The sequence below is a fragment of the Paenarthrobacter sp. NyZ202 genome (genome assembly GCF_049860755.1).
In the GTDB taxonomy this organism is placed as follows: Bacteria; Actinomycetota; Actinomycetes; order Actinomycetales; family Micrococcaceae; genus Arthrobacter.
This window is the reverse complement of sequence record NZ_CP187556.1, coordinates 1,743,157-1,765,937: the sequence shown is the minus strand read 5'-3', so window position 1 is coordinate 1,765,937 and position 22,781 is coordinate 1,743,157. Positions and strand designations below refer to the sequence as shown.

Sequence of the window (22,781 nt, the reverse complement as noted above, 5' to 3'; positions counted from 1 at the left end):
GCATTCAATCAAGAGCGGCAAGGGACCGGCACGCTGGTTGTGATTGTGGTCGCAGCCCGCCGGCCCGCATCAGCGGCATCAGGCACTCTGCGGCAACAGCTTCGCATCGTCCAGGAGCTCCTGGGCATGCGCCCGGGCTGATTCCGAATCCTCCTGGCCCGCGAGCATGCGGGCCAGTTCCCTGACGCGTTCCTCCTCATCGAGCAGCTGGACATCGCTGGACGTGAAGCCCGTGGATGTCTTCCCGTCCTTGCCACGCACCGAGGTCTTGGTTACGCGGATGTGCTGGTCGGCGAAGGCGGCAACCTGCGGCAGGTGCGTGACCACCAGGACCTGGACGTGCCGGGCCAGCATGGCAAGCCTGCGGCCGATTTCGACGGCGGCGCGGCCACCAACACCGGCGTCCACCTCATCGAAAACGAAGGTCGGGACCGGGTCCACAGCAGCCAGGACAACCTCGATGGCAAGCATCACCCGCGAAAGCTCACCACCGGAAGCACCCTTGCCCAGCGGCCTCGCAGGAGCGCCGGAGTGGGGCTGCAGGAGGAAGGCGATGTCGTCGGAACCCCACGGACCCAAGGAGCCGGTGTCCTCGATGGTGATGACCAAGGTGGCGTCGGCCATTGCCAATGCCTTCAGCTCGGCACTGACCCGTGCCGAAAGATCCTTGGCGGCCTTGGTCCTTGCCTTGGTGATGGCCGCAGCTTGCTTGGCAAGCCTCGCTTCCGTCGATGCCACCTCGGCGTCAAGGGCCTCAATCCGGCTGGAGTCGTCCTGCAACTCGTCCAACCGGACCCTGGCGGCGGCCGCCCACTCCAGGACCTCATCGATGCTGGGGGCATACTTCCTGATCAGCTTGGCAAGGGCGGCACGCCGCTCCTCAATCTCCGACAGCCGTTCCGGACCTTCCGTGTCCAGCGAAGCCTGATAGCTGGACAGTTCTCCCGCGATGTCGTTGAGAAGGAAGCCGACTTCCGCCAGACGCGCTGCCGCCGCACCAAGGGCTTCATCATGTTCGGCCACATGCTCCAGCGTCCGCTTGGCGGCGTCCACCAGTGAGGTGGCATCACCGCTCTCGCCAAATTCTTCGGCGATCAGGGACTCATGCGCTGCTGCCGCCGCCAGCCGAAGCTCCTCGACGTTGGCGAGCTTGACGGCCTCGGCCTTGAGGCTTTCATCCTCACCGGGCTGGGGATCGACCGCATCGATTTCGGTCAACGCGGCATCCAGCGATTCAGCCTCGCGAAGCCTCTCCCGGGCTTCACTCCGGAGAGTGTCCAGTTCAGACTGGATGGCATTCCAGTGGGCGTAAAGTTCCTGGTACTCCCCCAACGACTTCGCCAACGAAGCCCCGGCGAACCTGTCCAAGGCGTGGCGCTGCGCGGCGGCGCCCTTCAACCGGATCTGGTCGGTTTGCCCGTGCACCACTACCAGGCTCTCACCCAACTCGCCCAGGACGCCCACAGGCGCGGCCCGGCCACCAACGTAAGCACGGCTGCGCCCGTCGGCACCCACGGTACGGGCCAGCAGGAGTTCGGCGACGCCGTCGAACTCTTCCGCTTCGCCGCCGGCCTCCTTGGTGCGCTCCACGGCACTGTGGTGGGGGTCAAGCTTCAGGACGGCCTCCGCGGAGGCAGACTTGGCACCGCTTCGAACGGCACCGGCGTCCGACCGGGCACCCAGGAGAAGCCCGACGGCGGTCACCACCATGGTCTTGCCGGCGCCGGTCTCACCGGTCACGACGCTGAGGCCGGGGCCCAGTGGCAGGGAGGCATCGGTAATGACGCCCAGATCACGGATTCGGAGTTCTTCAAGCATGCTTCACTTCGCATTCGTGGGGTCGGAGGATTCACCGTGCCCAGGGTCTCCGGACACGCCGGTATCCACGGTGTTGCCGACCGGCCGGTGGGGTTCCGGCGGACTCGGCAAAGGGGCAGGCGAGGGGGTTCTGATGACCGGAATGGGACCGGTGTGGACTTCGCCGCTGCGGGGCGCCGGCCCGCGCCAGCCATGGATGGGCAACTGGAACTTGCGGACCAGGCGGGCGGAGAACGGTGTGTTGTGGGTGCGGGCCAGACGGACCGGACGGGCCGAACGGGTCACTTCCACGCGGGCGCCCGGAGGGAGGTCAACGGAGCGCCTCCCGTCGCACCACAGCACGCCCAGTGCATCCGTTCGGTTCATGATCTCCACGGCCAGCTTGGACCGCGGCGACACCACCAAGGGCTTGGCGAACAGGGCGTGGGCGCTGATCGGCACGATCACCAACGCTTCAACTTCCGGCCAGACCACGGGCCCGCCCGAAGAGAACGCGTAGGCGGTTGACCCCGTGGGCGTCGCCAGCACCACGCCGTCGCAGCCGAAGGATGTCAGGGGGCGCTCATCCACCTCCGTGACGACCTCCAGCATGCGCTCACGGTTGGCTTTCTCGATGGCCGCCTCATTGAGTGCCCACGTGTGCCAGATCTTCCGTCCCTTGATCCACACCTGGACATCGATGGTCATGCGTTCTTCCACGGTGTACTGCCGGCTGGCAATCCACTCCACCGTCTGGGCAAGATCTGCCCGCTCGCTTTCGGCCAGGAAACCGACATGGCCCAGGTTGACGCCCAGCAAGGGAACATCAACCTCGCGGACCAGCTCTGCGGCCCTCAGGATGGTGCCATCGCCACCGAGGACCATGACCAGTTCGACATCTTCAAGGCTGACGTCGTCATGCAGGATCTCAATGGGGGTGTCCAAGGCCCCGAAGAAGCGCTCCACATCAACGAGTTCGGATTTCTGGAGCACCGGCACCAGCCCGGACGTATGCAGCTGCGTACAGGCATCCCACGCCGCGCGGAGCGAATCCTCCCGCCCTGTGTGGGCAAGGACAAGTACATGCCTGCTCATCGGGTTCTGCTTTCTAGTCGTTTGGCCAGAGGTTCTTCATCAGCGCAGCAACGTCCTCGTCCCGCTCTTCGATCTTAGGCAACTCCGCCGACATCCTCCGTGTCATCCACAGGAAGTATTCAACATTTCCGTCCTGCCCCGGCAACGGACTGGCCGCCAGGCCCCGAAGTTCCAGCCCCGCGTCAACCGCGGCCCGGGCCACCTGGGCGACCGCCCGGCGTCGTTCAACCTCCGAGGTAACCACCCCTGTACGGCTCAACCGCTCCCTGCCCACCTCGAACTGCGGCTTGACCATCAGCACCAGGTCACCGCCGCGCTCCGTGCAGGCGGCCAACGGTTCCAGGACGAGGGTCAGGGAGATGAAGGACAGGTCCGCGACTGTCAGGGAGACCTCCCCGCCGATCTGTCCAGGTGCCATGTACCGGACGTTCAGGCCCTCATGGACCTCAACCCGGGCGTCATCGCGCAGGGCGGGCACCAGCTGGCCGTGTCCGACGTCCACCGCCACCACCTGGGCCGCTCCCTGGCGCAGAAGCACGTCCGTAAAACCGCCGGTGGAGGCGCCCGCGTCCAGGCAACGGCGGTCCGCCACCGTAACAGCGGGAAAAGCCGCCAGGGCCCCGGCCAGTTTGTGGCCTGCGCGACTGGCATAGACATCCTCGAGGTGCGACTCAACGTCAAGCCGGACCCCGGCATCGACCTGCAACGCCGCCTTTGCCAGGACCACGCCTTCCGAGCTGACCTTGCCGTCACCGATCAGCTTCGCAGCATGGGTCCGGGACCTCGCCAACCCGCGGGAGACGAGTTCCTGATCAAGTCTTGCCATGCTTCAGCTGTCGCCTTCCAAAGCTCTTTCAGGGTTCATGTGACCGGTCGGAGGCATGCCCGGCTCAGCATCCAGGGCCTCCATCAGGGCATCATGGACAGCCCCGTAAAGACCGGCATGGTCCGCGACCTCCGCAGCAGGTACGGCCCCCAGCAGGCCCAGAACCTGGTCCACGGCAGCGTCACCTGTGGGTTCGGCTCCACCGGGCCACCGCGCCCCATGATCTTCGCCGGCAGAATCCGGGTGGGTGCTGGGCTCGGTCATTGCACCAGTCTAATGACTCCGCCACTCCAGGCGCGGAGCCTTGGCAACAGCAGAGTCCGGTACAGCTGCCCACCAGGCTGCGCAGGCAGCCCGCCATGCATCAAGGTCGCTGTCAGTGCCCGACACCGTCACGGTGCCGTCCGACGCTACAGCCGACGCGTCCCCGCAACGGAACCTGCCGCCGTCGTTGATGACCTCCGGATAGGGCACGTAGAGGTCGCCCAGTCCGGCAATCACGTAATCCGGACGCTCTTCCGTACGGGCGGCCAGGATGCTCTCCCTGGTATCGACGCCGGTGAGGACTGCCGCCGTCGCAAATCCAGCCCGGTTTCCCCCCAGGATGTCCGTGTCCAGGCGGTCACCGACCACCAGGGGGCGGCTGGCTTTAAGGCGCTTGGCGGCAGAGTGGAACAGGGGCGCCTCCGGCTTGCCGGCCACCAGCGGCCGCTTGCCTGTCGCCGCGGCAACGGCTGCCACCAGGGTGCCGTTACCGGGCGCCATGCCACGTGCCTGCGGGATGGACATATCGGTGTTGGTGGCAAACCATTCAGCCCCGCCGGCAACCACATAAGACGCCTCAGCCAGGTCTTTCCAGCCGATATCCGGGTTGAAACCCTGCACCACGGCGACCGGATTTTCGGCGGCGCTGTGCACGGGCTTGAGCCCCACCAGTTCGATTTCGTGGGCCAAGGCGGCACTGCCCGTGATCAGGACGTGCGCTCCGGCAGGCAGCCTGGAAGCCAGGAGCTCACCAGCCGCCTGCGAGGAACTGACCACCTGGTGGTCCTCGGCAGGAGCGCCGAGCTCACGCAAATGGGCAGCTACCTGCGCCGGTGTGCGCGAGGCATTGTTGGTGACATACCCCAGCCCCACGCCCACGCTCTCCAGCCGCTTCAGCGACTCAACAGCGCCCGGGATGGCGTGTGGCCCTGCATACACCACCCCGTCAAGGTCGGACAGGACGGCGTCAAAGGACGCGATCAGTGCATCAGCCATGCCTGGAATCGGTGTCCTCTGCTTCTTCAGCGTCCTCGTCCTCAGCGTCCTCGTCCTCGGCGGAATCGACGTCCGACTCGGGATCGTCGGATTCGAAGTAATCGGACTCGGCGTCGTCGATATTGGCGTCGTCGATGTTGGCGTCATCGTGCTCGACGTCAGCTGCCGCGGCCTCCGCAATCACGGTTTCACTGTCAGGCTGTTCGACGACGGCGTCCCCCGAGTCCTTATTGAAACGCGGTTTGCGCTGGGCTTCCTCTTCTTCCTCGTCCCAGCCGAGATCCACGATTTCGGGCTCTTCGAACTCGCCAATACCCAGCGCGTTCTCGGCCACGACCGCTTGCCGCTCCCACTTCACGGCTTCGTCGGCACGGCCGGCGGCGATGAGGGCTTCGGCATAAGCACGGAACAGGCGGGGGCTGTAGGAGAAGGCGCGGTTGATGTCCAACTGCGGGATTTCCAGCTCAGCGACTGCGGCTTCAACCTGGTTGAGGTCAGAGCGTGCACCCGACGCTACAATGGCCAGTTCCACCTTGCCGGGAGCATCAAGATCCTGCGCTTCCGGGGAACGGACCATGTCCAGGGCGCGGTCAGGCCGCCCCAACCCACGTTCGCAGTCGGCCATGATGGGCAGGTGGACATTGGAACCGCTGATACGACGATAGGTACGGAATTCACGAAGAGCTTCGCCGTAGTGGCCGGCCGCGTAGGCCGTGAGGCCAACAGCTTCACGGACTGCCGACAACCTTCCGCCGCGTCGGCTGGCAGCAAGCGCGTGCTGAAACGCAAGCTCCGGTTCTACATCCACAAGCCGCCCGGCCATGACAAGGTGCTTGGAAACCCACCCTGCACTCTGGTCCTCAAGGGTCTTGACCTGGTGCATGGTGGCGCGATCGAGCTCGCGGCCGGTAACGTCCTCGTCGATTTCGGGGGAACGCTCACGATCCGGGCGGTTCGAGCTCCGGATGTCCTTGGCGTTGTGGATGCGCGCCGGACGTTCCTCCTGGCCCTCCGGACCTTCTCCCCGACCGGCAAACGAGCGTCGGTCTCCACCGCGGCTGAAACGCTCGTCGTCGCGACCGCGGTCCTCATCCCGGGGCCGGTCACGGAACGGCTTGCGGTCACCAAAGGAACGGCGGTCATCGCCGTCACGGCGGGGACGGTCGAAGTTTCGGGGGCCGCGGCCTTCGTTGAACGGCTTGCGGTCACGGTCGCGGTCACCAAACTGACGGCGCTCACCATCGCGGGCAGGACGCTCACCGCGGTCTCCCCGGTCACCGAAGGAACGACGGTCATCGTCGCGGCGGGGGCCAAAGGAACGGCGGTCATCGCCGTCACGGCGGGGACGGTCGAAGTTCCGGGGGCCGCGGCCTTCGTTGAACGGCTTGCGGTCACGGTCGCGGTCACCAAACTGACGGCGCTCACCATCGCGGGCAGGACGCTCACCACGGTCTCCCCGATCACCGAAGGAACGACGGTCGCGGTCACCGAAAGAACGGCCTTGGTCGTTGCCGTCACGCTTGTCCCTGGAGCGGAAGCCCCGGGGATCTCCGCCGGAGTTGTTGTTGGCGCGGAAAGATCCTCGATCCCCGCGGTTGCCACCGAAATCGCCGCGATTACCGCCGCGGTTGCCGCCATTGTGCTCAGCCATGCTGGATTCCTCCTGTTGCGAGCCGACCACTGGCGCGTGCGTAGTCGCTCATAACCCGTATTTCGTTGTTACGCCGCCGGCAGCGCGAAGGACCGGCCCGTTATCTGTATCAATTCTAAGTGAAGGCCCCATGGGACACCGAACGTGGAGGGCCAGAAGGCCGGTGCCCGTGGCAAGTCTCACAGCGGAAGTGCTGCCACGGGATCGGCCGCTTAATGTGGGAGACCCCCCAACGTGGTTGGGGGGTCTCGACCTGAATGGTTGTCCGGCGGTGTCCTACTCTCCCACACCCTCCCGGGTGCAGTACCATCGGCGCTGTGGGTCTTAGCTTCCGGGTTCGGAATGGGACCGGGCGTTTCCCCCACGCTATGACCGCCGTAACCTTGTTACCCGTCCCCCGTGTTGGTGGGGGTGGGAAGTTTGTGGTTACAACTGTGGTGTTGTTATTTGGTTGTGGTTGGTTTTCCTGAACGGTTGTTGTTCGGGAACCACATAGTGGACGCGTGCATGCAAGTGTGTGTGGTGTTAGTTGTTGGCCTATTAGTACCGGTCAGCTTCACGAGTCTTTGGTCCTCGCTTCCACGTCCGGCCTATCAACCCAGTGGTCTGGCTGGGGGCCTCTCACACGCTAGGTGTGTGGAAATCTCATCTTGAAGCGAGCTTCCCGCTTAGATGCTTTCAGCGGTTATCCCATCCGAACGTAGCTAATCAGCGGTGCACTTGGCAGTACAACTGACACACCAGAGGTTCGTCCGTCCCGGTCCTCTCGTACTAAGGACAGCCCTTCTCAAATTTCCTGCGCGCGCAGCGGATAGGGACCGAACTGTCTCACGACGTTCTAAACCCAGCTCGCGTACCGCTTTAATGGGCGAACAGCCCAACCCTTGGGACCTACTCCAGCCCCAGGATGCGACGAGCCGACATCGAGGTGCCAAACCATGCCGTCGATATGGACTCTTGGGCAAGATCAGCCTGTTATCCCCGAGGTACCTTTTATCCGTTGAGCGACGGCCATTCCACAATGTACCGCCGGATCACTAGTCCCGACTTTCGTCCCTGCTTGAGATGTCTCTCTCACAGTCAAGCTCCCTTGTGCACTTACACTCGACACCTGATTGCCAACCAGGCTGAGGGAACCTTTGGGCGCCTCCGTTACTCTTTAGGAGGCAACCGCCCCAGTTAAACTACCCATCAGGCACTGTCCCTGACCCGGATCACGGGCCGAAGTTAGATGTCCAAAGTGACCAGAGTGGTATTTCAACGATGACTCCACCCGAACTGGCGTCCGGGCTTCAACGTCTCCCACCTATCCTACACAAGCCACTCCGAACACCAATACCAAACTATAGTAAAGGTCTCGGGGTCTTTCCGTCCTGCTGCGCGTAACGAGCATCTTTACTCGTACTGCAATTTCGCCGAGTTTATGGTTGAGACAGCGGGGAAGTCGTTACTCCATTCGTGCAGGTCGGAACTTACCCGACAAGGAATTTCGCTACCTTAGGATGGTTATAGTTACCACCGCCGTTTACTGGGGCTTAAATTCTCAGCTTCGCCACGCGAGGTGGCTAACCGGTCCTCTTAACCTTCCAGCACCGGGCAGGAGTCAGTCCGTATACATCGTCTTGCGACTTCGCACGGACCTGTGTTTTTAGTAAACAGTCGCTTCCCCCTGGTCTCTGCGGCCCACACCCGCTCCACAACGCAAGGTCGTTTCACGGGGCAGGCCCCCCTTCTCCCGAAGTTACGGGGGCATTTTGCCGAGTTCCTTAACCATAATTCTCTCGATCGCCTTGGTATTCTCTACCTGATCACCTGTGTCGGTTTGGGGTACGGGCAGCTAAAACCTCGCGTCGATGCTTTTCTAGGCAGCATAGGATCACCGGATCCCCCCGAACGGGGGTCCCATCAGATCTCAGGAGCGTGCTCGAAGCACACAGGAACGGATTTGCCTATCCCTGACCCTACATCCTTGGACCGGGGCTACCATCGCCCGGCCCGGCTACCTTCCTGCGTCACACCTGTTAATACGCTTACCTCCCGGGATCAGGTCCCAGCCACCACCACAACCATCACACCACAAGTGGTGATCCGGGCAGGGTGGGGGGTGGTTAGTATCCCCCGCTCAGTATTGGCGGTTTTTCGCCGGTACGGGAATATCAACCCGTTGTCCATCGACTACGCCTGTCGGCCTCGCCTTAGGTCCCGACTTACCCAGGGCAGATTAGCTTGACCCTGGAACCCTTGATCATTCGGCGGACGGGTTTCCCACCCGTCTTTCGCTACTCATGCCTGCATTCTCACTCGTGTAGGCTCCACCGCTGGTTTCCACCGCGACTTCACCGCCCACACGACGCTCCCCTACCCATCCACACCCCTGAACCACAAAGGGCTGAGGTATATGTGTGAATGCCACAACTTCGGCGGTGTACTTGAGCCCCGCTACATTGTCGGCGCGGAATCACTTGACCAGTGAGCTATTACGCACTCTTTCAAGGATGGCTGCTTCTAAGCCAACCTCCTGGTTGTCTAAGCAACTCCACATCCTTTCCCACTTAGCACACGCTTAGGGGCCTTAGTTGGTGGTCTGGGCTGTTTCCCTCTCGACTATGAAGCTTATCCCCCACAGTCTCACTGCTGCGCTCTGACTTACCGGCATTCGGAGTTTGGCTGACGTCAGTAACCTTGTAGGGCCCATCGGCCATCCAGTAGCTCTACCTCCGGCAAGAAACACGCAACGCTGCACCTAAATGCATTTCGGGGAGAACCAGCTATCACGGAGTTTGATTGGCCTTTCACCCCTACCCACAGCTCATCCCCTCCATTTTCAACTGAAGTGGGTTCGGTCCTCCACGACGTCTTACCGTCGCTTCAACCTGGCCATGGGTAGATCACTCCGCTTCGGGTCTAGATCACGCCACTCAAACGCCCTGTTCAGACTCGCTTTCGCTACGGCTGCCCCACACGGGTTAACCTCGCGACGTAACACTAACTCGCAGGCTCATTCTTCAAAAGGCACGCCATCACAACAACAAGGCTGCTCTGACGGATTGTAAGCACACGGTTTCAGGTACTGTTTCACTCCCCTCCCGGGGTACTTTTCACCTTTCCCTCACGGTACTGGTCCGCTATCGGTCATCAGGAAGTATTTAGGCTTATCAGGTGGTCCTGACAGATTCACACGGGATTTCTCGGGCCCCGTGCTACTTGGGATCCTCACCAAAGGCGGTGCACAACATTACGGTTACGGGACTCACACCCTCTCTGGCCGGCCTTTCAAGACCGTTCACCTATACCTGCACTCTCACCCCACCGGTCCGGCAGAACCAGTACAGCAAGTCCCACAACCCCGCCCACGCAACGCCCGCCGGCTATCACACATGGGTCGGTTTAGCCTCATCCGCGTTCGCTCGCCACTACTAACGGAATCACTCTTGTTTTCTCTTCCTACGGGTACTGAGATGTTTCACTTCCCCGCGTTCCCCCCACGCACCCTATGAGTTCAGGTACGGGTCACACAATCACCTCACAGCGTTGTGCGGGGTTTCCCCATTCGGACATCCTGGGATCACCGCTCGGTTATCAACTCCCCCAGGCTTATCGCAGATTCCTACGTCCTTCTTCGGCTCCTGATGCCAAGGCATCCACCGTGCGCCCTTAAAAACTAGACCACACACACCAAACCCCCTCAAGGGGCCTGGCTGATGCTTGAATCCATTCGAGAGAACCACAGGAAAACCACCACCCACCCAACAGGCAGGCAGCAGTCCCAGGTTCTAAATCAAAGAAATTGCTACGAACACACACACCCAACAGGTGCATGCGTCCAGATGCTCGCGTCCACTATGTAGTTCTCAAACAACAACCCCAACAACCACCCCCACCACACAACCCCCACAAAAAACAGGGGTACCCGTGTGACAAGGAAACGGCCGCAGGAAAACAAAGAAACACCAGAAACGTGTCTCCCCGCAAAAAGCTGCGTGAAGGTCCTGTTGCCTCAGGACCCAACAGTGCGCCAAACACAACCCCCACCACCAACACCCCGGCACCTTCCAAACAACCCCACCACAAAAGGACAGGACCGCCGTACTAACACCAGAACACCAGCAGCAAAAACCATGCCACCACAAAAAATGATTCGTTGATATTCCACCCATGAGCACCCACCGCAGAACATCCGCCTGCGCAATGGGCAACACTGACAACCACCAACACCCCCTACAGGGGCACCGACAGCTGTTAGCAGCTCCTTAGAAAGGAGGTGATCCAGCCGCACCTTCCGGTACGGCTACCTTGTTACGACTTAGTCCCAATCGCCGGTCCCACCTTCGACGGCTCCCCCCACAAGGGTTAGGCCACCGGCTTCGGGTGTTACCAACTTTCGTGACTTGACGGGCGGTGTGTACAAGGCCCGGGAACGTATTCACCGCAGCGTTGCTGATCTGCGATTACTAGCGACTCCGACTTCATGGGGTCGAGTTGCAGACCCCAATCCGAACTGAGACCGGCTTTTTGGGATTAGCTCCACCTCACAGTATCGCAACCCTTTGTACCGGCCATTGTAGCATGCGTGAAGCCCAAGACATAAGGGGCATGATGATTTGACGTCGTCCCCACCTTCCTCCGAGTTGACCCCGGCAGTCTCCTATGAGTCCCCGGCCGAACCGCTGGCAACATAGAACGAGGGTTGCGCTCGTTGCGGGACTTAACCCAACATCTCACGACACGAGCTGACGACAACCATGCACCACCTGTAAACCGGCCGCAAGCGGGGCACCTGTCTCCAGGTCTTTCCGGTCCATGTCAAGCCTTGGTAAGGTTCTTCGCGTTGCATCGAATTAATCCGCATGCTCCGCCGCTTGTGCGGGCCCCCGTCAATTCCTTTGAGTTTTAGCCTTGCGGCCGTACTCCCCAGGCGGGGCACTTAATGCGTTAGCTACGGCGCGGAAAACGTGGAATGTCCCCCACACCTAGTGCCCAACGTTTACGGCATGGACTACCAGGGTATCTAATCCTGTTCGCTCCCCATGCTTTCGCTCCTCAGCGTCAGTTACAGCCCAGAGACCTGCCTTCGCCATCGGTGTTCCTCCTGATATCTGCGCATTTCACCGCTACACCAGGAATTCCAGTCTCCCCTACTGCACTCTAGTCTGCCCGTACCCACTGCAGAACCGGAGTTGAGCCCCGGTCTTTCACAGCAGACGCGACAAACCGCCTACGAGCTCTTTACGCCCAATAATTCCGGATAACGCTTGCGCCCTACGTATTACCGCGGCTGCTGGCACGTAGTTAGCCGGCGCTTCTTCTGCAAGTACCGTCACCCCGAAAGGCTTCTTCCCTACTGAAAGAGGTTTACAACCCGAAGGCCGTCATCCCTCACGCGGCGTCGCTGCATCAGGCTTGCGCCCATTGTGCAATATTCCCCACTGCTGCCTCCCGTAGGAGTCTGGGCCGTGTCTCAGTCCCAGTGTGGCCGGTCACCCTCTCAGGCCGGCTACCCGTCGTCGCCTTGGTAGGCCATTACCCCACCAACAAGCTGATAGGCCGCGAGTCCATCCAAAACCACAAAAGCTTTCCACCACCATGACATGCGCCAGATGGTCATATCCGGTATTAGACCCAGTTTCCCAGGCTTATCCCAGAGTCAAGGGCAGGTTACTCACGTGTTACTCACCCGTTCGCCACTAATCCCCCCAGCAAGCTGGAGATCATCGTTCGACTTGCATGTGTTAAGCACGCCGCCAGCGTTCATCCTGAGCCAGGATCAAACTCTCCGTCAAAGTAAAACAAAAACGAAAACACAACAACCCCCACCGGAAAAAGACAGGAGAAGCCATGCAAAAATCTGAAACCAGCTGAAAACCAAACCACCACACACGGGGGTGCACGGCGGCCCGGCAAAATCCAACCAATCAAAAAACAATCGGTATCAACAAACTTGGCACACTATTGAGTTCTCAAACAACAGGTCACAAACCAGCACCACCACCAACCACACAGGCCAGCAGATCGCTCCGGAGCAACTTTTCAAACTTACCCGAACCAGCCCCACAAAGCAAACCAGCCCAAGCCCCCACCAACCCCGACAGCACACCAAAGCACCACCGGAAACCGGCCATTCAAAAGGGAGATCGTCGCCTTCAAACCCGCATCAGCGGCGGCAACTCGAATAACTTTACACACCCCCAACACCACAAACAAATCCACAACCCGTGAACCCCATCACACCCAAACCACCACAAGTGAGAGAGCGTCAGCCCAAACCGGGACTTACGTGAGAGAGCGTCCGACCTACACGGGCGATAGGTGAGAGAGCGTCCGCGGGGGTGGCTTAAACGCCGAAAAGGCCGGCAACCACGCGGGTTGCCGGCCTACCCGGACACGGAACAACACAGGCGTCCGGAACTACCCAGACACTGGGACTACCTGAGAATCAGGCGGAAACCTCCACCGTCGCCAGATTTTTCTTACCCCGGCGCAGCAGGAGGTACCGTCCATGAAGGAGCTGGTCCTGGCCGATGACGGCGTCGGGATCTGCGACCTTGGTGTTGTTGACGTACGCACCACCTTCGCCCACAGTGCGGCGGGCGGCCGACTTGCTGTCGGAGAGGCCGGAAGCGACCAGGAGGTCGATGATTCCCAGGCCGTCTGCGTCGATCTTCGCGGACGGAAGCTCGGCGGTCGCCGCAGCAAGGGTCTGCTCGTCAAGCACCGTGAGGTCGCCATTGCCGAAGACGGCGGCGGAGGCAGCGATGACCTTTTCCGTGGCTTCGACACCGTGCACCAGGGAGGTGACTTCGAAGGCGAGCTTTTTCTGCCCTTCCCGTGCGAACGGACGTTCCGCCACCGCCTGTCCAAGTGCCTCGATCTCCGCACGGCTGAGGAACGTGAAGACCTTGAGCCGGTCCACCACGTCCGCATCGGCGGTGTTGAGCCAGAACTGGTAGAAGGTGTACGGGCTGCACATCTCGCCGTCCAACCAGACTGCGTTGCCTTCGGACTTGCCGAACTTGGTGCCGTCGGAGTTGGTGATCAACGGAGTACCAAGGGCGTGCACGCTCTTGCCTTCAACTTTGCGGATCAGTTCCGTGCCGCTGGTCAGGTTTCCCCACTGGTCCGAACCGCCGGTCTGCAGGACGCAGCCGTAATCGCGGTACAGCTCCAGGTAATCCATGCCCTGCAGGATCTGGTAGCTGAACTCCGTGTAGCTGATGCCTTCGTCCGAGTTCAGGCGCGAGGCCACGGCATCCTTGCGCAGCATGGTGCCAACACGGAAGTGCTTGCCGATTTCGCGCAGGAAGTCGATCGCGCTTAGCGGCGCCGTCCAGTCCAGGTTGTTGACCATCCGCGCGGCGTTGTCGCCGTCGAAACTCAGGAAACGGCGCACCTGGCCTTGCAGCCGGCCCACCCACTCCGCAACGGTGTCCTTGGTGTTCAAGGTGCGTTCCGCCGTCGGACGCGGGTCTCCGATCAGGCCAGTGGACCCGCCCACCAGACCGAGCGGCTTGTGGCCGGCCAACTGCAGGCGACGCATCAGAAGCAACTGCACCAGGTTGCCAAGGTGCAGGGACGGCGCCGTAGGGTCGAAGCCACAGTAATAGGTGATCGGGTCCCCGGCGAGCAGCTTTTCCAGTTCGGTTTCCTCGGTGGAAACGTGGACCAGGCCGCGCCATTTGAGCTCCTGCCAGATGTTGGCGAAAGCAGGATCGTTCTGTTGGGACTCGAAGTTAATTACGTGTGACACGGGTTCTAAGGTAGCAGGATTGTGGGTGTGGCTTTTCCTACCGTTCAATACCGGCAGGCAATGGCGCCGCAGTGATCAGGCGTAGCCTCTGGGTGGGCCTTGTCATGGCGACGTAAAGATCGCCCACTTTGCCGTGCTCGTGATTGAGCATGGCTGCCGGTTCCAGAACCACTACGCCGTCGAATTCCAGCCCCTTTGCCTCCTTGGGACCGATCACCACGATGTCCTGCTCGTAACTGCCGGCACCTGTGCCGATCCGGCGGCCATAAATGCCGCGCAGCGCCGCGGCGGCTTCCGGCAGGAGTGGGCCGTCGGCAATCACAGCCAGCAGACCGCCGTCGATCGCTTCCAGTTCCTCCGGCAGGACCTCCACCAGGCGGGACAGGATCCCGTCGGCCTCGACCCGGTCGACGATCGGTGACCACTTGCCCTCACGGACGGCCTTCGGTGCAGAGACCACCAGCCCGGCACGGTTGGCCATGCGGACAGCAGCTTCGGCGATCTGGGACGGTGTGCGGTAGTTGACGGTGAGTTCTTCCAGCGTCCAGCGGTCACCGAACGACGGCGCCAGGGCACTTTGCCACGAGTTGGCACCTGCCGCGGCGCTCGTCTGGGCGATGTCGCCAACGATAGTGAAGGACTTCAGCGGGCAGCGGCGAACCAAAAGCCGCCACTGCATGGGCGAGAGTTCCTGTGCCTCGTCAACCACAATGTGCCCGAAGGCCCAGGTGCGGTCGCTCGTGGCACGCTCGGCTGCGGTCAGCCGGTTCTCGCGTTCCTGGTTCTGCTCGGCCAGTTCTTCTGCGGTCATGAGGACATCGACACCCATGGCCTCCATGTTGGCGAGCGTCTGCTTCGCATTGGCCAGGTCACGCGCGCGGTCAGCTTCCTGCTGGGCCAGTCCTCGCCCGGCAGCGGGGTCAAGCTCACCCAGCAGCTCGGCAGCCTCGTCCAGCAGGGGCACGTCGGCCTCGGTCCAAGGCGCGTCAGCCGGGCGTTGAAGCAGCGCACGCTGTTCAGGGGTCAGGTGCGGAGTACAGGCCTCAAGGATGGCGGGCTTGCTGAAAAGCTCGGAGATGAGCTTTTCAGGCGTCATCGGCATCCAGCACAGGTTCAGCATGACGCGCACGTCCCGCGCGGTGCGGACGTCTTCTGCCAGATAGGCGCGGTCGGCGTTGTTGCCGATATTGGCTGCCTCCACCTGTTCCGTCAGTTGTTCCGTGAGTTCACGGAGGAGGATCTTGATGAACGTCAGGCGCGCTTCATTGTGCGGCTTGCCAGTTGCGCGCGCTTTGTCGCGGGCGCGGCGGACCTGGCGCTCCGACAGCGTCAGCTTTCGTGAATCGACTTCAAGGATCCGGTCCTTGCCGGGAGTCCGCTGCCGGTTGGCAACGGCATTGGCCACAACCGCGGCCATGTCCAGCCTGCCCTTCAGTGCGGCAATATCCGGATTCTCTTCCGGGACCGCCTGGATGCCCGGCATCAGCCGTCCGAGGCTCGCCATGACCACGCCTGTTTCACCGAGGGATGGCAGGACCCGCTCGATGTAGTGCATGAACGACGACGACGGACCCACAAGGAGTACACCGGCGCTCTTGAGCCGATCGCGGTGTGTGTACAGGAGATACGCGGCGCGGTGCAGGGCCACTGCCGTCTTTCCGGTACCCGGCCCACCCTGGACCACCAAGGCACCCGAAATGGACGAACGGATGATCCTGTCCTGCTCCGACTGGATGGTGCCCACGATGTCCGACATACGGCCGGTCCGTTTGGAGTTCAGGGCAGCGAGCAATGCACCCTCGCCCTGGAGGGACTCGTTGTCCGCGAGCATACCGGCGTCGAGGACGTCGTCTTCGATCGCCTTGACGTCCCGGCCCTGCAGGATCAGGTGCCGGCGGCGGCGCACACCCTGGCGGTCGAAAGCCGTTGCCTGGTAGAAGTGGCCTGCCTCGGGGGCGCGCCAGTCAACCATGAGCCGCTGCAGGTCCGCGGTGGACAGGCCGATGCGCCCGATGTACTGCGCCTCACCTGAGTCCAGGTCCAGCCGGCCAAAGACCAGCCGGTCGTCGACGGCGTCGAGCTGGGCCAGGCGGTCCTCGTACAGCGCCGCGAACGCGTCCCGTTCCGAAACGTTCTGCATGGTACCCACAGCACCGGCCTTGCGAACCTGCGCCAGCTGGGTGCGCTTTTCCTCGCGCAGCTCGTCGAGCCGGGCATACAGCCCGGCAACGTATTCCTGCTCGTGGACCAAATCAGCGTCGTGCATTCGAACCGTAACCCCTATCGGAAAAGACAGACCGTCCATTCTACAGCGATTTTGGTAAACGTGTGGGGGCATGGGCCGCATCGCGGACGCGGAGGACGCGGCAGGCCCTCCGCGCTACGTGCCCGTGCCGCGGTTGCGGGGTCTTGCCGCCTTGTAGCGGGACACCGTGGGGTCGTCCTCAATCCAAAAGCGCCAGGGATATTCCGTAGTGCCACCCGGCCCGGCGACGCCTACCCGGGGTCCGCTCGCCACGGCCGCCGCCGGTGTCCCGGGCAACCACAAGCTGAACGGTTCCACGAGGGCGTCACGGCCAGTGTCCGCCGTCGTGAGTCCCAACGCTGAAGCGAGACGGGCCGGTCCACTCGCCAGGTCTTTGTGGGTCTTGGACGCCGGTCGCCGCGCGGCGGCCAGCTCCCCGCCGGCCACCACTTCACCGGCGCGCAGCAGCAACGCGGAGGGAGCGCCGTCGGGACCGCAGACAATGTTGGCGCAGTAGTGCATGCCATACGTGAAGTAGACGTAGAGGTAGCCGGCGGGGCCGAACATGGGTGCGTTGCGGGCAGTGCGGCCGCCGTACGTGTGGGATCCGGGATCCGGATGCTCTGAGTCGCGGGGACCCATGTAAGCCTCCACCTCCGTCAGGCGGACCGACACGGGACCCGCCTCCGATTGATGGGTCAGGACCGCCCCGAGGAAAAGGGGCGCTATGGAGCGAGGATCCCCGGTCAGGAAATCGCGGACAGCATCCGGTGCTGTGACGAGGTTTGCGGTCATGACCAGACCTTAGCAACGGCGTAGACGGCCATGTCCGATTTCCGCTGGCAGCGATGACACCCCGGTGAAAGGATGAAGCCATGGACTTCTGGCAGCGCTACAGGGCGATCGACGCACGGGATCCCCGGTTCGACGGCCAGTTCTTCACCGCTGTGCGCTCCACTGGCATCTATTGCCGCCCATCGTGCCCCGCCAGGACCCCCAAAGCCGAGAACGTGACGTTCTACGAGACCTCGGCCGCCGCGCACGAGGCCGGTTACCGGGCCTGCAAGCGCTGCCTGCCCGAAGCCGTGCCCGGGACCCCCGCCTGGAACCTCCGCTCGGACGTCGCCGGCAGGGCGATGCGTCTGATCAACGATGGTGTGATCAGCAGGGAAGGCGTGGAAGGGCTGGCGCGGCGCCTCGGATATTCCTCCCGCCAGCTGAACAGGATCCTGAGCCAGGAATTGGGCGCCGGTCCCCTGGCGTTGGCGCGGGCAAGCCGGGCCCAGACTGCCCGCACCCTGCTGGTTTCCACGGACATGCTGCTTGCCGACGTCGCGTTCGCGTCCGGCTTCAACAGCGTGCGGCAGTTCAACGACACCATCGGTGAAGTTTTCGCCATGACCCCGACGGCGGTCCGCGCCACGGCGCCGACCTCCCGGCAGCGCCGGAATACCGAAAGAGCCCCGGCCAACCTGACGTTGAACCTTCCCTATCGGGAACCGTTCGATCCGGGCATTTTCGACTTCCTGGCGGTCCGCGCCGTACCCGGCGTTGAAGCGTCAGCCGGCGAACCGGGCGGGCGCCGAAAGTACGCCAGGACACTGCTGCTCCCCCGCGGCCAGGCGGCCTTCTCCGTTTCGTTTGATCCTGCCGCCCCCGAAAGCCGGCTGCAGCTAACGGCCACCCTCGCAAATCTCCACGACCTTCCGACCTTGCTGGCCCGGGTCCGCAGGTTGTTCGACCTGGACGCGGACCCCTTGGCGATCGATGAAGCACTGGGTGCGGACGTCCGCCTGCGGGACGCCGTCCAGGCCGTCCCCGGAATCCGGCTGCCAGGAGCCGTGGACCCGCAGGAACTGCTGATCCGCGCCATGATTGGTCAGCAGATCACCGTTGCCGCAGCCCGCACTGCGCTGACACAGCTCTCCGTTCTCGGAACCCCGTCAGCCATCACCGACGGCTCACTTGAGCGGATGTTCCCGACGGCGGTCCAGCTCGCCGAGGGCGGCAGGGCGCTCCTCCGGGGACCACAGCGCCGCATCGACTCTGTGCTTTCCGCGGCAGCAGCGATGGCGGAGGGGTCCCTCGATTTTGGCTATGGCGACGACCACGGGAGCCTTTCCCGGAAGCTGCTCCCACTCCCCGGGGTGGGACCGTGGACGGTCGGATACGTAGCCATGCGGGTTCCGGGGGCGCCAGATATCTTCCTGGGCAACGACGCTGCCGTACGCAACGGACTCAAGGCCGTGCGGGATGGGTCGGGATTGAGCGCCGATTTCCGGGAAGTGAGCCCGTGGCGCTCGTATGCGGTCATGCACCTGTGGCGGGCGGCAGCAGCCTCCAAACGCTGAAGCCCGCTGCCGACGCTCTCTCACCAATCACCACCTTTCCACCGACGCTCTCTCACCAATCACCACCTTTCCACCGACGCTCTCTCACCAATCACCACCTTTCCACCGACGCTCTCTCACCAATCACCACCTTTCCACCGACGCTCTCTCACCAATCACCACCTTTCCACCGACGCTCTCTCACCAATCACCACCTCTTCATCGACGCTCTCTCACCGCTTTGAAGCAAGTGAGAGAGCGTCCGCGGGAAAAGGCCTATCGGTGAGAGAGCGTCCGCGGGAAAAGGCCTATCGGTGAGAGAGCGTCCGGCAGAAAGGGTGTATCGGTGAGAGAGGGTCAGTGGGTTGGCTGGGCGGGGACGCCGGCCGGCCAGGGCAGGAGTTCCGGCAGGTCCACGCCGTCCGCCGCTGCCGTAGCGCGGAGCGAACCGAGGCTCGGCTCACGGCCTGCGAGCCAGGCAGCAATGTCCGTCAGCATGCCAGTGATGGCAATGGACGTGCCGCCGGAGCCCAAGGTCAGCGGAGGCAGTCCGGTGGGCTGCAGGACGAACCTGTACTCCCCCGGCACACGTGCCTCCAGGAAGCCGAAGAGGTGCTCGCAAAACGGACGGCTCCAGGTCTCCGGTCCAAAGCCCAATCCGAAGTCCGCGGCATGGATGGTGAGTTCCCGCCACAACGCCAGGCCGCCGTCGAGCACGGTTCCGTCCCGGTAGCTGATCCGCGCCTGCCAGTCGCCAGGCTCCAACGCATCGAAGGCTGCAACAGCCGATTCCACAGCCGTGGTGACAGAGGCAGTATGTTCAGCAAGGCTGTGGCCCGCCGCGAGGTTGATGGCCTTCGTGCGGCCTTCCATGCCGCCGTCGTACAGTTCGATCTGTTCGCCGCGCCGCGCATACTCCAACTGCCGCGCCATGGCATTGGCGATTCCGGCGAGGTGCGCCAGCACGTGGCCGCGCGTCCAGTCCGGAAGTTTGGAGGGCTCGGTGACGGAGGAATCGTCCATCTTGGCCAAAAGGCGGGTGACGGTGCCGGCGGCTTTGTGAAGCTCTGCGGGCAGCGTCTCAGCTGTGATCGGGGTCATAGCGCCATGCTAACGCAGACAATAAAAAGCAGGACGGGATGGCACCCGTTGGCACCATCCCGCCCAGCTTTCGAACTCCGTTACGCCGCGTACGTGCGCGCAGCCTCCAGTTCCGCTTCAAGCGCCTGGAGTTGGCGTTCGACGGCGGCTGGTGCCGTTCCGCCCTGCGAGTTGCGGCTGTTGAGCGAACCTTCGGTACTGAGGACACTGCGGACTTCGGGAGTCAGGTGCTCCGAAATCGTTGCATACTCTTCGTCCGTCAGGTCCCACAACTCCACGCCGCGGCTCTCGGCCTGCTTCACGGCAGCGCCGGAGAGCTCGTGGGCCTCCCGGAACGGCACGCCTTGGCGGACGAGCCATTCGGCAATGTCGGTGGCCAGGGCGAAGCCCTGCGGTGCCAAGGATTCCAGGCGTTCACGGTTGAACGTCAGCGTGGCGATCATGCCGGACACAGCCGGAAGCAGCAGCTCCAGGGTGTCGGCGGCGTCGAACACCGGTTCCTTGTCCTCCTGCAGGTCGCGGTTGTACGCGAGCGGCAGCCCCTTGAGCGTTGCCAGCAGGCCGGTCAGGTTGCCGATCAGGCGGCCTGCCTTGCCGCGGGCCAACTCGGCAACATCCGGGTTCTTCTTCTGCGGCATGATCGAGGAGCCCGTGGAGTACGAGTCGTGCAGCGTGACGAAGGAGAACTCCTTGGTCGCCCAGAAAATGACTTCCTCGGAGATCCGGGACAAGTCAACGCCGATCATGGAGCACACCCAGGCGAACTCGGCAAAAACATCGCGGGAAGCAGTGCCGTCGATCGAGTTGTGGACCGCCGAGTAGAAGCCCAGATCCGCAGCGACCGCCTCAGGATCCAGTCCCAGCGAGGAACCCGCCAGGGCACCCGAGCCGTACGGTGACACACCGGCACGCTTGTCCCAGTCCTGGAGACGCTGGACGTCGCGCAGCAGAGCCCACGCGTGGGCCAGCAGGTGGTGGCTCAGCAGGACCGGCTGCGCATGCTGCAGATGCGTGCGGCCCGGCATGGCCACGCCCTGGTGGGCCTTGGCCTGCTCCACCAGCGCATCGATGGTCGCGAGGACACCCTGGGCGATGATCCGGGCGTGGTCACGCAGGAACATCCGGCCCAGCGTCGCCACCTGGTCGTTGCGGGAACGGCCTGCACGGAGCTTGCCGCCCAGTTGGGCGCCAGCCCGCTCGATCAGGCCACGTTCCAGCGAGCCGTGTACATCCTCGTCGCTCTCAGCAGGAAGGTAGGCGCCGCTCGCGACGTCTTCATCCAGCTGCGTGAGCGCCGCCAACATGCCTTCGAGCTCGGCGTCATCCAACAAGCCGGCCTTGGCCAGCACACGGGCGTGCGCCTTGGAACCGGCGATGTCGTAGCGGGCCAGCCGCCAATCGAAATGCGTGGACTTGCTCAGTGCGGCCAGCGCGTCCGCAGGGCCACCGGCGAACCGGCCGCCCCAGAGTGCGCCTTCGTTAGTTGCCGACGTCATTATTCCCCAGCAACCCGCAGGTCGCGGCCCGAGGCGACCTTGGACGACATGCCCCACAGCTCGATGAAGCCGCGGGCCATGGACTGGTCGAAGGTGTCGCCGGTGTCGTAGGTGGCGAGGTCGAAGTCGTACAGCGAGGTGTCGGAACGGCGGCCGTTAACGATGGCCTGGCCACCGTGGAGGACCATGCGGATGTCGCCGGAGACGTACTTCTGGGTGTCCTCGATGAAGGCGTCCAGGGAACGCTTTAGCGGGGAGAACCACTGTCCGTCGTAGACAAGCTCGGCCCAGCGCTGGCCGACCGTTGCCTTGAAGCGGGCCTGCTCGCGCTCGATCGTGACATCTTCCAGGTGCTTGTGCGCGGTAATCAGGGCCATGGCACCGGGAGCTTCGTAGATCTCGCGGGACTTGATGCCAACCAGGCGGTCCTCGACGACGTCGATGCGGCCCACGCCCTGGGCGCCGGCACGGCGGTTCAGTTCCTGGATGGCCTGCAGCGGGGTGACCTTCACGCCGTCGATCGCTACCGGGATACCGGCCTGGAAGGAAATGGTGACTTCATCCGGTGCCGGCGGGAATTCCGGGGTGGCGGTGTAGTCGTAGATGTCCTTGGTGGGTGCGTTCCAGATGTCCTCGAGGTAGCCGGTCTCGACGGCGCGTCCCCAGACGTTCTGGTCGATCGAGTACGGGTTCTTCTTGGTGGTCTCGATCGGCAGTCCCTTTTCCTCGGCGAAGGCGATCGCCTTGTCACGGGTGAGGGCGAGGTCGCGGACAGGTGCGATGCACTTCAGGTCCGGGCCGAGGGTCTGGATGCCCACTTCGAAGCGGACCTGGTCGTTGCCCTTGCCCGTGCAGCCGTGTGCGACGGTGGTGGCACCGAATTCGCGGGCAGCCTTGACCAGGTGCTTGACGATGACGGGGCGGGAGATGGCCGAGACCAGCGGGTAGTGTCCCTGGTAGAGGGCATTCGCCTTGAGGGTGGGCATCGCGTATTCGTTGGCGAACTCGTCGCGGGCATCGGCAACGTAAGCCTCGACGGCGCCACAGCCGAGGGCGCGCTGGCGGATGGTCTCCAGGGACTCGCCGCCCTGTCCAACGTCGACGGCCACAGCGATGACCTCGGCGCCGGTGGCTTCACCGATCCAGCCGATGGCTACGGACGTATCGAGGCCACCGGAGTAGGCCAGAACAATGCGCTCAGTCACGAGAGTGCTCCTTTGGTTGTTGCGTGTTGCG

The 22,781-nt window shown here is 63.0% G+C and carries 14 protein-coding genes and 3 rRNA genes; 2 read left to right on the top strand and 15 right to left on the bottom strand.

Annotated features, from left to right (window positions below; genetic code table 11):
- Window positions 1-78: 78 nt before the first annotated feature.
- Genes recN through ACPFL9_RS08145 form a run of 6 tightly spaced genes read right to left on the bottom strand, consistent with a single transcriptional unit; the run spans window position 79 to window position 5,723 of the window.
- The gene (recN, locus tag ACPFL9_RS08170; protein WP_426006930.1) at window positions 79-1,818 is read right to left on the bottom strand and encodes a DNA repair protein RecN; all 1,740 of its coding nucleotides are present in this window, start codon (window positions 1,816-1,818) and stop codon (window positions 79-81) included.
- Window positions 1,819-1,821: 3 nt separating this feature from the next.
- On the bottom strand, window positions 1,822-2,892 hold the full coding sequence (locus tag ACPFL9_RS08165; RefSeq protein WP_426006929.1) for an NAD kinase: 1,071 nt from the start codon (window positions 2,890-2,892) through the stop codon (window positions 1,822-1,824).
- Window positions 2,893-2,905: 13 nt separating this feature from the next.
- On the bottom strand, window positions 2,906-3,718 hold the full coding sequence (locus tag ACPFL9_RS08160; protein WP_426006928.1) for a TlyA family RNA methyltransferase: 813 nt from the start codon (window positions 3,716-3,718) through the stop codon (window positions 2,906-2,908).
- 3 nt (window positions 3,719-3,721) lie between these two features.
- Window positions 3,722-3,982, bottom strand: a complete 261-nt coding sequence (locus ACPFL9_RS08155) for a hypothetical protein (RefSeq protein ID WP_426006927.1) — start codon at window positions 3,980-3,982, stop codon at window positions 3,722-3,724.
- A 9-nt stretch (window positions 3,983-3,991) separates the two neighbouring features.
- A complete protein-coding gene (locus ACPFL9_RS08150; protein WP_426006925.1) occupies window positions 3,992-4,978 on the bottom strand; it encodes an HAD-IIA family hydrolase in 987 nt (328 codons plus the stop codon).
- The gene (locus ACPFL9_RS08145) at window positions 4,971-5,723 is read right to left on the bottom strand and encodes a hypothetical protein (RefSeq protein WP_426006923.1); all 753 of its coding nucleotides are present in this window, start codon (window positions 5,721-5,723) and stop codon (window positions 4,971-4,973) included. The genes ACPFL9_RS08150 and ACPFL9_RS08145 overlap by 8 nt, the downstream gene beginning before the upstream one ends.
- Before the next feature lie 30 nt (window positions 5,724-5,753).
- Between ACPFL9_RS08145 and ACPFL9_RS08140 the strand changes: the two genes are divergently transcribed.
- Window positions 5,754-6,683, top strand: coding sequence for a hypothetical protein (locus ACPFL9_RS08140; protein WP_426006922.1), 930 nt, complete (start codon window positions 5,754-5,756; stop codon window positions 6,681-6,683).
- Window positions 6,684-6,892: 209 nt separating this feature from the next.
- On the opposite strand, the gene rrf is transcribed toward ACPFL9_RS08140, so the two are convergent.
- From rrf to ACPFL9_RS08110, 6 genes are all read right to left on the bottom strand, one after another.
- Window positions 6,893-7,009: ribosomal RNA gene (rrf, locus tag ACPFL9_RS08135) — 5S ribosomal RNA — on the bottom strand.
- Window positions 7,010-7,148: 139 nt separating this feature from the next.
- Window positions 7,149-10,297 (bottom strand): 23S ribosomal RNA (locus ACPFL9_RS08130).
- A 586-nt stretch (window positions 10,298-10,883) separates the two neighbouring features.
- Window positions 10,884-12,409: ribosomal RNA gene (locus tag ACPFL9_RS08125) — 16S ribosomal RNA — on the bottom strand.
- The 16S, 23S and 5S rRNA genes sit together here, the layout of an rRNA operon.
- 653 nt (window positions 12,410-13,062) lie before the next feature.
- Window positions 13,063-14,373 (bottom strand): tyrosine--tRNA ligase, encoded by a 1,311-nt coding sequence (gene tyrS / locus ACPFL9_RS08120; protein ID WP_426006921.1) that lies wholly within the window; start codon window positions 14,371-14,373, stop codon window positions 13,063-13,065.
- A 37-nt stretch (window positions 14,374-14,410) separates the two neighbouring features.
- Entirely contained in the window at window positions 14,411-16,639 is a 2,229-nt protein-coding gene (locus ACPFL9_RS08115) for an AAA family ATPase (RefSeq protein WP_426006920.1), read from the bottom strand.
- A gap of 114 nt (window positions 16,640-16,753) precedes the next feature.
- Window positions 16,754-17,413 carry a DNA-3-methyladenine glycosylase gene (locus ACPFL9_RS08110; protein WP_426006919.1) on the bottom strand — a complete coding sequence of 220 codons (660 nt, stop codon included), beginning with the start codon at window positions 17,411-17,413 and terminating at the stop codon, window positions 16,754-16,756.
- Window positions 17,414-17,493: 80 nt separating this feature from the next.
- Here ACPFL9_RS08110 and ACPFL9_RS08105 point away from each other — a divergent pair, with 80 nt between their 5' ends.
- Window positions 17,494-18,969 (top strand): DNA-3-methyladenine glycosylase 2 family protein, encoded by a 1,476-nt coding sequence (locus tag ACPFL9_RS08105; RefSeq protein ID WP_426006918.1) that lies wholly within the window; start codon window positions 17,494-17,496, stop codon window positions 18,967-18,969.
- A 336-nt stretch (window positions 18,970-19,305) separates the two neighbouring features.
- Here the strand turns inward: ACPFL9_RS08105 and ACPFL9_RS08100 are convergent, their stop codons facing one another.
- The 3 genes from ACPFL9_RS08100 to ACPFL9_RS08090 all read right to left on the bottom strand — a co-directional run bounded on the left by ACPFL9_RS08100 (window position 19,306) and on the right by ACPFL9_RS08090 (window position 22,750).
- A complete protein-coding gene (locus ACPFL9_RS08100) occupies window positions 19,306-20,049 on the bottom strand; it encodes a maleylpyruvate isomerase family mycothiol-dependent enzyme (protein WP_426006916.1) in 744 nt (247 codons plus the stop codon).
- A gap of 80 nt (window positions 20,050-20,129) precedes the next feature.
- Window positions 20,130-21,545 (bottom strand): argininosuccinate lyase, encoded by a 1,416-nt coding sequence (gene argH, locus ACPFL9_RS08095; RefSeq protein WP_426006915.1) that lies wholly within the window; start codon window positions 21,543-21,545, stop codon window positions 20,130-20,132.
- Window positions 21,545-22,750 (bottom strand): argininosuccinate synthase, encoded by a 1,206-nt coding sequence (locus tag ACPFL9_RS08090; protein ID WP_144663087.1) that lies wholly within the window; start codon window positions 22,748-22,750, stop codon window positions 21,545-21,547. The genes argH and ACPFL9_RS08090 overlap by 1 nt, the downstream gene beginning before the upstream one ends.
- Window positions 22,751-22,781 lie beyond the last annotated feature (31 nt).

What these genes read in the sequence shown, in the direction of transcription:
- ACPFL9_RS08150 (WP_426006925.1), bottom strand. Translation starts at nt 4,978, where the DNA reads ATGGCTGATGCACTGATCGCGTCCTTTGACGCCGTCCTGTCCGACCTT.
- argH (WP_426006915.1), bottom strand. Translation starts at nt 21,545, where the DNA reads ATGACGTCGGCAACTAACGAAGGCGCACTCTGGGGCGGCCGGTTCGCC.
- ACPFL9_RS08165 (WP_426006929.1), bottom strand. Translation starts at nt 2,892, where the DNA reads ATGAGCAGGCATGTACTTGTCCTTGCCCACACAGGGCGGGAGGATTCG.
- ACPFL9_RS08155 (WP_426006927.1), bottom strand. Translation starts at nt 3,982, where the DNA reads ATGACCGAGCCCAGCACCCACCCGGATTCTGCCGGCGAAGATCATGGG.
- ACPFL9_RS08160 (WP_426006928.1), bottom strand. Translation starts at nt 3,718, where the DNA reads ATGGCAAGACTTGATCAGGAACTCGTCTCCCGCGGGTTGGCGAGGTCC.
- ACPFL9_RS08100 (WP_426006916.1), bottom strand. Translation starts at nt 20,049, where the DNA reads ATGACCCCGATCACAGCTGAGACGCTGCCCGCAGAGCTTCACAAAGCC.
- ACPFL9_RS08110 (WP_426006919.1), bottom strand. Translation starts at nt 17,413, where the DNA reads ATGACCGCAAACCTCGTCACAGCACCGGATGCTGTCCGCGATTTCCTG.
- ACPFL9_RS08105 (WP_426006918.1), top strand. Translation starts at nt 17,494, where the DNA reads ATGGACTTCTGGCAGCGCTACAGGGCGATCGACGCACGGGATCCCCGG.
- ACPFL9_RS08115 (WP_426006920.1), bottom strand. Translation starts at nt 16,639, where the DNA reads ATGCACGACGCTGATTTGGTCCACGAGCAGGAATACGTTGCCGGGCTG.
- recN (WP_426006930.1), bottom strand. Translation starts at nt 1,818, where the DNA reads ATGCTTGAAGAACTCCGAATCCGTGATCTGGGCGTCATTACCGATGCC.